The organism is Amycolatopsis sp. NPDC051371, from assembly GCF_040682155.1.
In the GTDB taxonomy this organism is placed as follows: Bacteria; Actinomycetota; Actinomycetes; order Mycobacteriales; family Pseudonocardiaceae; genus Amycolatopsis.
Map to the genome: position 1 here is coordinate 39,701 of NZ_JBFBAG010000072.1, position 7,613 is coordinate 47,313.

Annotated in this window: 9 protein-coding genes and 1 tRNA gene; 3 read left to right on the forward strand and 7 right to left on the reverse strand. The window is 68.5% G+C overall.

Features of this window, described 5'->3' with window-relative positions:
* The first annotated feature begins 20 nt into the window (after window positions 1-20).
* Window positions 21-94, forward strand: a tRNA-Pro gene (locus AB0M59_RS49490).
* A gap of 146 nt (window positions 95-240) precedes the next feature.
* Here AB0M59_RS49490 and AB0M59_RS49495 read toward each other — a convergent pair.
* The 3 genes from AB0M59_RS49495 to AB0M59_RS49505 all read right to left on the reverse strand — a co-directional run bounded on the left by AB0M59_RS49495 (window position 241) and on the right by AB0M59_RS49505 (window position 2,508).
* On the reverse strand, window positions 241-873 hold the full coding sequence (locus AB0M59_RS49495) for a maleylpyruvate isomerase family mycothiol-dependent enzyme (RefSeq protein WP_364630008.1): 633 nt from the start codon (window positions 871-873) through the stop codon (window positions 241-243).
* Window positions 874-958: 85 nt separating this feature from the next.
* Window positions 959-1,732 (reverse strand): haloalkane dehalogenase, encoded by a 774-nt coding sequence (locus tag AB0M59_RS49500; protein ID WP_364630011.1) that lies wholly within the window; start codon window positions 1,730-1,732, stop codon window positions 959-961.
* Window positions 1,729-2,508 carry an NAD(P)H-binding protein gene (locus AB0M59_RS49505; protein ID WP_364630014.1) on the reverse strand — a complete coding sequence of 260 codons (780 nt, stop codon included), beginning with the start codon at window positions 2,506-2,508 and terminating at the stop codon, window positions 1,729-1,731. Before AB0M59_RS49505 ends, AB0M59_RS49500 begins: the two co-directional genes overlap by 4 nt.
* A gap of 52 nt (window positions 2,509-2,560) precedes the next feature.
* On the opposite strand from AB0M59_RS49505, the gene AB0M59_RS49510 reads away from it, so the two are divergent.
* A complete protein-coding gene (locus AB0M59_RS49510; RefSeq protein ID WP_364630017.1) occupies window positions 2,561-2,947 on the forward strand; it encodes a helix-turn-helix domain-containing protein in 387 nt (128 codons plus the stop codon).
* Here the strand turns inward: AB0M59_RS49510 and AB0M59_RS49515 are convergent.
* The 4 genes from AB0M59_RS49515 to AB0M59_RS49530 all read right to left on the reverse strand — a co-directional run bounded on the left by AB0M59_RS49515 (window position 2,914) and on the right by AB0M59_RS49530 (window position 6,548).
* Window positions 2,914-3,504, reverse strand: coding sequence for a hypothetical protein (locus AB0M59_RS49515; RefSeq protein WP_364630020.1), 591 nt, complete (start codon window positions 3,502-3,504; stop codon window positions 2,914-2,916). The genes AB0M59_RS49510 and AB0M59_RS49515 overlap by 34 nt on opposite strands.
* A 34-nt stretch (window positions 3,505-3,538) precedes the next feature.
* Window positions 3,539-5,104 carry a carbohydrate-binding protein gene (locus tag AB0M59_RS49520; protein ID WP_364630023.1) on the reverse strand — a complete coding sequence of 522 codons (1,566 nt, stop codon included), beginning with the start codon at window positions 5,102-5,104 and terminating at the stop codon, window positions 3,539-3,541.
* 116 nt (window positions 5,105-5,220) lie between these two features.
* Complete coding sequence (locus AB0M59_RS49525; RefSeq protein ID WP_364630026.1) at window positions 5,221-5,667, reverse strand: nuclear transport factor 2 family protein; 447 nt, start codon at window positions 5,665-5,667, stop codon at window positions 5,221-5,223.
* Window positions 5,668-5,672: 5 nt separating this feature from the next.
* Window positions 5,673-6,548 carry a TIGR03619 family F420-dependent LLM class oxidoreductase gene (locus AB0M59_RS49530; protein ID WP_364630029.1) on the reverse strand — a complete coding sequence of 292 codons (876 nt, stop codon included), beginning with the start codon at window positions 6,546-6,548 and terminating at the stop codon, window positions 5,673-5,675.
* Window positions 6,549-6,693: 145 nt separating this feature from the next.
* Here AB0M59_RS49530 and AB0M59_RS49535 point away from each other — a divergent pair, with 145 nt between their 5' ends.
* Window positions 6,694-7,515 carry a hypothetical protein gene (locus AB0M59_RS49535; RefSeq protein WP_364630032.1) on the forward strand — a complete coding sequence of 274 codons (822 nt, stop codon included), beginning with the start codon at window positions 6,694-6,696 and terminating at the stop codon, window positions 7,513-7,515.
* Window positions 7,516-7,613 lie beyond the last annotated feature (98 nt).

Consider the following 7,613-nt stretch of genomic DNA (forward strand, 5'->3'; position numbering starts at 1 on the left):
ACACCCCCCTGGGGGTGTCACGGGATGTGGCGCAGCTTGGTAGCGCATTCGCTTTGGGAGCGAAGGGTCGCAGGTTCAAATCCTGTCATCCCGACCGGATTCCGTGGGTGGGGTGTGCCCGCGGAACGCGCAGGCCTCCGGAATCCGGGTTGTATCGCGGGGGCCGAGCCCCCGGACCCCCACGGCGCCTTACTCGCCCGTTGGGAACTCTGCCGTCGCTGCGCCCTGCTGCCGGGTCGCCTACATTCTTGCGGCCACCTCCAGGCCTGGGCCCTTCAGATGTTCGTGCGCCGCTGGGCGATTTGTCAGCAGCAGGAGGAAGCCAGCTGCCGGGCCCGTTATTTCCGGGCCGGCGCCCACCGCCCAGTCCGCGTCCTCTGCCACCAGGCGCAAGCCCGCCAGCCGCTTGCGCGGGTTGAACGGGAATCTCAGCTTCCAGAGGCTGCCCAGTCCCGCCACCGCATCCTCCGGCGGGATCTCAGGCTTGTAACCCAGGGCCAGCGCTATGTCCTGCGTGTGTGTCAGGACGTCCATGATCGTCGAGTCCGCGCCTGCTCCCGGGGCCGGGGGCACCCGGCGGGAACCGGCGTACTTCCGGAGGTTCGCCACGATCTCAGTGGTTGGCTCCGCGCCCAAACGTCTGCCCGAGTCGGCGACCATGCGGTTGAAGTTGCCTCGGGCTCGCACTGCCTCGCGGAACCAGTCTCTGACGCCGAATCTCGCGTTGCCCTCCAGGTGGGCCGCGACGTCACGGACCCGCCAACCCTCGCAGAGGGACTGCCGCTCCCAGTCCTCCGGCGACAGGCCGTCGAGCAGGTCAGCCAGCCTCAGCCGGCCCTGCTCCACCCCGGACCACATCCGTGCTTCATCCATGCGGTGTCCTTGCTTCGGAGGGAACCGGCCGGGTTCGAGGATACGAGCGGGCCCGGCCGGGCGGTTGTTACGGATTGCTCGCTCTTCAGGGCAGCCACGCGGCTAACGTCGAGGCGATCAACTCTGGCTGCTCCTCTGGCGTGTGGTGGCCTGCCTTCACCGGGTGGTGGAGCTGCTCCAGTGACGCGAACGTCTTGGACATCCACTCGATCATCGGTTCGGTCAGCATCGTGTCGAAGCCTGGGTCGAACGTGATCAGGAGCTTCGGGGTCTCCGGGCTGGTTGCCAGCCAGCCGTCGAAAGCCTCTATGCGCGATACCACTGTGGCCGGTTCGCCGCCCAAGGGCATCGAACGGGCCCAGCGCAGCAATGGAATGCGGGACTTCGGGGTCGGATACATCTTCGCGTACTCCTGTGGGAGCGACGCCAGGAACTTCGCGATCATCGATTCGCCGATGCCGGGAGTTTTGATCGCGCGGAACACCTCTGCGCCTACCGGGGGGAACTCCTCCCACGTCATCGGCTTCAGGACCGCCTCCGTGAACGCCAGAGCGCGGACGCGTCCTGGGTGTCGTGACGCCCAGTCCGCCGCCAGTGCTCCTCCCCAGTCGTGGCCCACCAGGACCACATTCTCCAGCTCCAGGGCGTCGAACCACTCGTCCAAGTAACGCGCGTGGTCGGCGAACGTGTACTCGATCTGCGGCTTGGGTGAGTCGCCCATGCCGATCAGGTCCGGGGCCAGCCTGCGGCCCGGGACCAACGGCATTACGTTGCGCCACAAGTACGACGACGTCGGGTTGCCGTGCAGGAACACCACCGGGGCGCCGGTTCCGGCCTCCACATAGGACAAGGTCGTCATTTGAATGCCACCGCGTTGCGTGCTGCCCAGTCCGCGAACGTGCGCGGCGGGCGACCCAGTACCCGTGCGACGTCAGGGCTTACCCGCTGCTCCGCAGGCGATGGCGATCCCAGGATGTCCAGCGTTGCCTCCGCGACCTCCGCAGGCATGAAGCCCGACATGTCCGAACGCGCTTCCTCGCGCGTCTGCGGGACGAACTCGATCGGCTCACCCAAGGCCGTGCCGATGGCCGCCGCCTGGTCGCGTGGGGAGATCAGAGCAGGACCCGTCAGTTCGTAAGTCTGGCCGGCGTGCGAAGGATCCACGAGAACCGCAGCCGCCACCTCTGCGATGTCCGACGGGTCGATCACCGGGAGCGCCACGTCGCCGAACGGTGCGGCCAGCGTTCGCGAATAACGCACGCTTTCCGCCCACTGGAACGCATTCGACGCGAACCCGCCCGCGCGTAGCACCGTCCACTTCAGACCCGAGGCGCGCAGTGCATCCTCGAAGAACGAAGGGTGCCGACCGGTTCCGACGCCCTGCGACGACAGCAGCACCACCCGCGCCCCGTCGACCTGCGAGAGCACCGGTTCCAAAGGCCCCTGGAAACCCGGTGGCAGCAGCAAAAACACCGCCGTCGCACCGGAGAAGGCCGGACGCAACGACGATGCGTCCGACAAGTCACCCGGCACCGGCCCCTTGCGGGACACGGCCCGCACTTCTTCACCCGCCGCCGTCAAAGCCTCTACCAGCGGTCGTCCGACGTTTCCCGTTGCTCCAGTCACTACGATCATGCGGGCGACGCTACATTCCGACGTATAGTAGGTACCTAGAGGAAAGTAATGGATGGAGACGCCCAAAGTGACCGAGACCACACCCGAGCTGGCTTGTCCGATCACCCCCATCGTCGACATCGTCTTCAGCCGCTGGACGACGCCGATCCTGTGGTCGCTCAACGAATACGGGCGTCAGCGGTTCGTCGAACTGCAGCGCCGCATCGCCACCATCACCCCGAAGGTGCTCACCCAGCGGCTGCGGCAGATGGAACGTGACGGCCTGATCACGCGCACCTACCACGCCGAGGTGCCGCCGCGGGTGGAGTACGAGATCAGCGAGCTGGGCCGCAGCCTCGGCCCGATGTTCGCGACCCTCGCCGAGTGGTCACCCAACCTCGCGAAGGTCGAAGAAGCCCGCACGCACTACGACGACCGTTCGCGCAGCTCAGCCAGGTAGTCTTCCGCGGCGGCCACATCGGCTGCCGAGGCGGACGCACGCTCCCGATCGAGAGACGCCGTCAGGGTCTTCACCGCCTGCCCGACGTCGCCGCGAGAATCGCCCTGGACGACGGCGTTCTCCAGCGCCTTGCCCAGTTTTGTGGTCGCCGCCTGCGCCGGCGTCTCGGCCAGGGGGACGATCCGGATCCAGTTGCCGCCCGGGTCCACCACGCTGAACCCCGTCACCCCGCCCATGTTCTTGCGCGGGCGAGGCCGCGTCATGCGCGGGACCCCGGCCACCAGGAGCTTGCCGTGCACCGCGCGCATCCCCGCGGCGAACGCCTCGAACAGCGCGCCGACGTCGGGGACCTGCACCAGGCAGGTTCCGTAGGACTGCTCCGGGTCGAACCCGGCCATCCCGAAGAAGTGCAGGTGCAGGTCCTCGCGGCGTAGTACCACGTACGGGTTCGGGCGGAGCTGGCGGTAGGTCCGCTCGAACCCGAGCATCGCGTAGAACTCGTCGATCTCGTCGATGTCCGCGCAAGGCAGCAGCGGAGTCGTCACTTCACCGGCCATGGCCCCCTCTTCTCGTATGCCATACGAGAAGAGGTTAGGGCGAAACGTCCAGATAGTCCAGGTTGGCCGGGCCGTCAGCGGTCGTCGCGGTGAGCCGCACCGCGTGCGACCCCGCGGCCAGGGACAACGGTCGCGTCACCGTGCTCCACGTCGTCCACGCGCCGGTCGCCGGGAACGGCACGGCCGTGGCCACCACCGTGCCGTCGACCGCGATGTCCACCGGGCGCGCCGCCGTGGTGCCGTTGGCGTAGCCGAACGTCAACGCCGACGCCGGGCCGGTCACCTGCCATTCGACGTAGCTGCCGGCCGCGTTGGCGCCGTTCGCGAAGCCGGTCCCCGAGAAGCCCGCGTGGTTCGCGTCCACCGTGCCGCCCGCCGAGAGGGTCGCCGACTCGGCTTCGTAACGAGAACCGCCGGCGCGGGAAACGCGGTACAGCACGGTCGCGTGCGAGGGCACCGACGCGCTGATGGTCCCCGAAGTGTTCCGGACCGCCTTGCTCCACAGGTCCTTCAGCGTGTACGACGACGCGCCGCCGATGCCGGTCGCCGACGCCGTCGTGCTGATCGTCGCCGTCGAGCCGGTTTCGTTGGACAGCGCCACCGCGCGGTCGCCATTCGCCAGCACCTTGCTGTAGACGACCAAGCCGCCGTTCGCGCCGAGCACGGTCGCCTGCTTGCCCAGCGGGTCCTGGTCGAGCGCGATGACGTCGGCGTTCTTCAGGATCGAGAAGCTGTCGTCGGACACCTTCCGCAGGTCACTGCCGATGAGCAGCGGCGCCGCCATCATCGCCCAGAGGCTGAAGTGCGTGCGGTACTCGGCCGCGGTCATGCCGCCGTTGCCGACCTCCAGCATGTCCGGGTCGTTCCAGTGCCCGGGGCCGGCGTACTGCGCGAGACCGCGGTTCGTCTGCGCCTTGCCGATCATGCTCGACCACTTGTCGGAGATGTCGCCGGTGGTGCGCCACAGGTTCCCGACCGGCGCGGCCCACGTCCACGGCTTGTTCTGGCCCCACTCGCAGATCGAGTACGCGATGGCGCGGCCGGACTTCGCCAGCGCGTCCCGCATCGCCTTGTAGCGCTGCTGCGCGTCGACGCCCTGGTTGTTGCAGTTGTCGTACTTCAGGTAGTCGACGCCCCAGGAGGCGAAGAGGTTCGCGTCCTGCTGCTCGTGGCCGAGGCCGCCGGGGAAGCCGGCCGTGTTGCACGTTTTCGTGCCCGCGCTGGTGTAGATGCCGAACTTCAGGCCCTTCGAGTGCACGTAATCGGCCAACGACTTGATGCCACTGGGGAAACGCGCGGGATCCGGCACCAAGTTGCCCGCCGAGTTCCGCGCGGGCAGCGCCCAGCAGTCGTCGATGTTGACGTAGGTGTAGCCGACGTCTTTGAGCCCTTTGCTCACGAAGAGGTCGGCTATACCTCGGATCATCGTCTCGTTGAAGTCGGCCTTGCACTGCGTGGAGTTCCAGTTGTTGAACCCCATCGGCGGCGTGCGCAGGAGCCCGTTTTCCGAGGCGGAAGCCGGGGTCTGGCCCAGGACGGTGCCGCTGGCCGCGAGAGCGAACGCGGCGACCGCGACCGCCGTGCGCCGGAAGTAGGACATGCTTGCTCCCTGGTGGAGACATCGGAGGTCTACACCAGTTAGTAAAGAGTCCTGTTTAACCGCGCGTCAAGGTATCGTGTATCAGATATGAAATTGGGTTTCCGCTGGCCGGGACGCTACTCCGTCACCTGCCGGGCCGTCGCCATCGCGCGCTCGGTCTCCCAGAACGCCCGCATCGACGTGATCAGCCCGTCCTCGCCGACGCGGTAGACGAACACCCCGTCGGTGTCGACGCGGTAGCCGCCCGGCAGGTACGTCGTGATCGTGCCGACGTTGGCGCACTCGTCGCCCGCCGCGTGCGAGTCGCGGATCGTGAACTCGAAGCGCTCCACGTTGCCGATCGTCTTGTCCCAGAACGCGCTGATGCCCTCGCGGCCGTGGTGGCCCTTGCCCTCTTCGTCGAAGAACGACGGCCCGACCGGGTCCTCGACGACGCCGTCCGGCGCGAACAGGTCCAGCCACGCCTCCTTGTCCCCCGCCGTCACCGCGGTCATCGAGGCGAGCGCCGCGCGCCGCGCCGGTGGCTGCTCCTTGCCGGTGTCCCAGCTGACCTGCACGCCCATGGGAGTCACTCCTCGAACTTCGCGATGATCTCGGCCCCGAACTTGTGGATCGCTTCGAGCTTCGGCTCGACCGGCGCGTCGAACCCGACGCCGTCGAACACCCACGGCATGGTGATGATGTCCGTGACGCCCACCTCGGCCTGCTCGCGGTAGCCGTCGAGACCGAACTTGTCGATGCAGACGGCCTGGTACTCGAACGGGTCGTCGGCGCGGCCGCGCTCGGCCAGCAGCTCCTTCAGCCGGGCGATCGTGTCGCGCAGCTCGTCGAGCTTCATCATCGCCGACGACCAGCCGTCCGCGACGCGGGCCGCGCGCCGCAGCGCGACGTCGGTGTGGCCGCCGATGTAGAACGGCACCCGCTTCGGCGGCGCCGGGCTCATCTGGATCTTGTCGAAGTCGTAGAACTCGCCGTGGTACTCGACCATGCCGCCGTCGAGGATCAGCCGGAGGACGTCGATGGCCTCGTCGACGCGCTTGCCGCGCCGCTCGAACGGCACGCCGCAGTACTCGAACTCCTGCGGCAGCCAGCCGACGCCGAGCCCGAGGCCGAAGCGGCCGCCGGTGAGCACCGACGCCGAGCCGACCTGGCGCGCCAGCAGCACCGGGTTGCGCGAGCCGAGCTTCAGCACCGACGTGTAGAACTCGATGCGGCTGGTGACCGCACCCATCGACGCGGTCGCGACGAGCGGATCCACCCAGGGCGTCTCGCCGGTCCAGAACCGGCTGCCGTCGGGCGTGTACGGGTAGTCCGTGTCCACCGTCTCCGCGTAGAACAGCGAGTCCGGCAGGGCGATGGAGGCGAAGCCGGCCTCTTCGGCGGCCTGGGCGAGTTCGCCCAGCTGATCAAGCGGGTTCATCGCGATCGACAGGGTGAACTTCATGACGGAACTATAACGTGTTCTAGTTTCTTCGGCCAGTCCGCGCGGTGTGCCGGATCACGTCCCGGGAACCCTCCGCGTAACGTCCGCGTTGTCCGAATCAAAGGTGACTTCCGGTCACCGGGCACCGAGCTTCTGGGAGTGGTCCATGGGCACCGCGATCTTCCTGATCGTGCTCGTCGTCGTGATCGTCGGTGGCGGCCTCTATTTCTCGCGGCAGCGCGCCGCGGCCCGGCAGCGGGAACTCGACGACGCCAAGGCCGACGCCCGGCGCCTCGTCGAGCGGCTCGGCGGCCAGGTCCTCAACCTCAACGGCAACGACACCGCGTCGATGCAGGCGATGGCGGACGCCGCCGAGCGCTACAACGCGGCCGGCTCGCAGATGGAGCAGGCCCGCACGATCGAGCAGGCCCGGCTGGTCAAGGACACCGCCGTCGAGGGCCTCTACTACGTCCGCGCGGCGCGCGTCGCGATGGGCATGGACCCCGGCCCGCAGCTGCCGGAGGAGGCCGAGCGCGAGCGCGCCGGCAAGGTGACCGAGCGCCGCGACGTCGATGTCGAGGGCCAGCACTACGCCGCCTCGCCCGACGCGGGCCAGGACACGCCGTACTACTACCCCGGTGGCCGCGTGGCCGGGCGGCCCGTGCCGCAGGGCTGGTACAGCGAGCCGTGGTGGAAGCCCGCGCTCGTCGCCGGCGCCTGGGGTCTCGGGTCGATGTTCCTGTTCAGCGCGATGTTCTCCGGCATGGGCGGCATCGCCAGCGCCGGGGCCTGGGAGTCGGGCTACGACGCGGGCCAGCAGGACGCGCTCGAGTCCGGTGACGCGGGCGGCGGCGACGGTGGTGACGGCGGCGGCGACATGGGTGGCGACGACGGCGGCGACATGGGCGGCGGCGACTGGGGCGGCGGCGGTTTCGACGGCGGCGGCTTCGATGGTGGAGGCTTCGACGGCGGCGGGTTCGACTTCTGAGCCACGGCTTCAAGCGCCCCAATGTGGCGTTCGGTGCGTCTGCTGATCGGCTCCCCCGCGCTGCTCGACCAGGTGCAGAAGGCCTTCCCGCAGGCCAA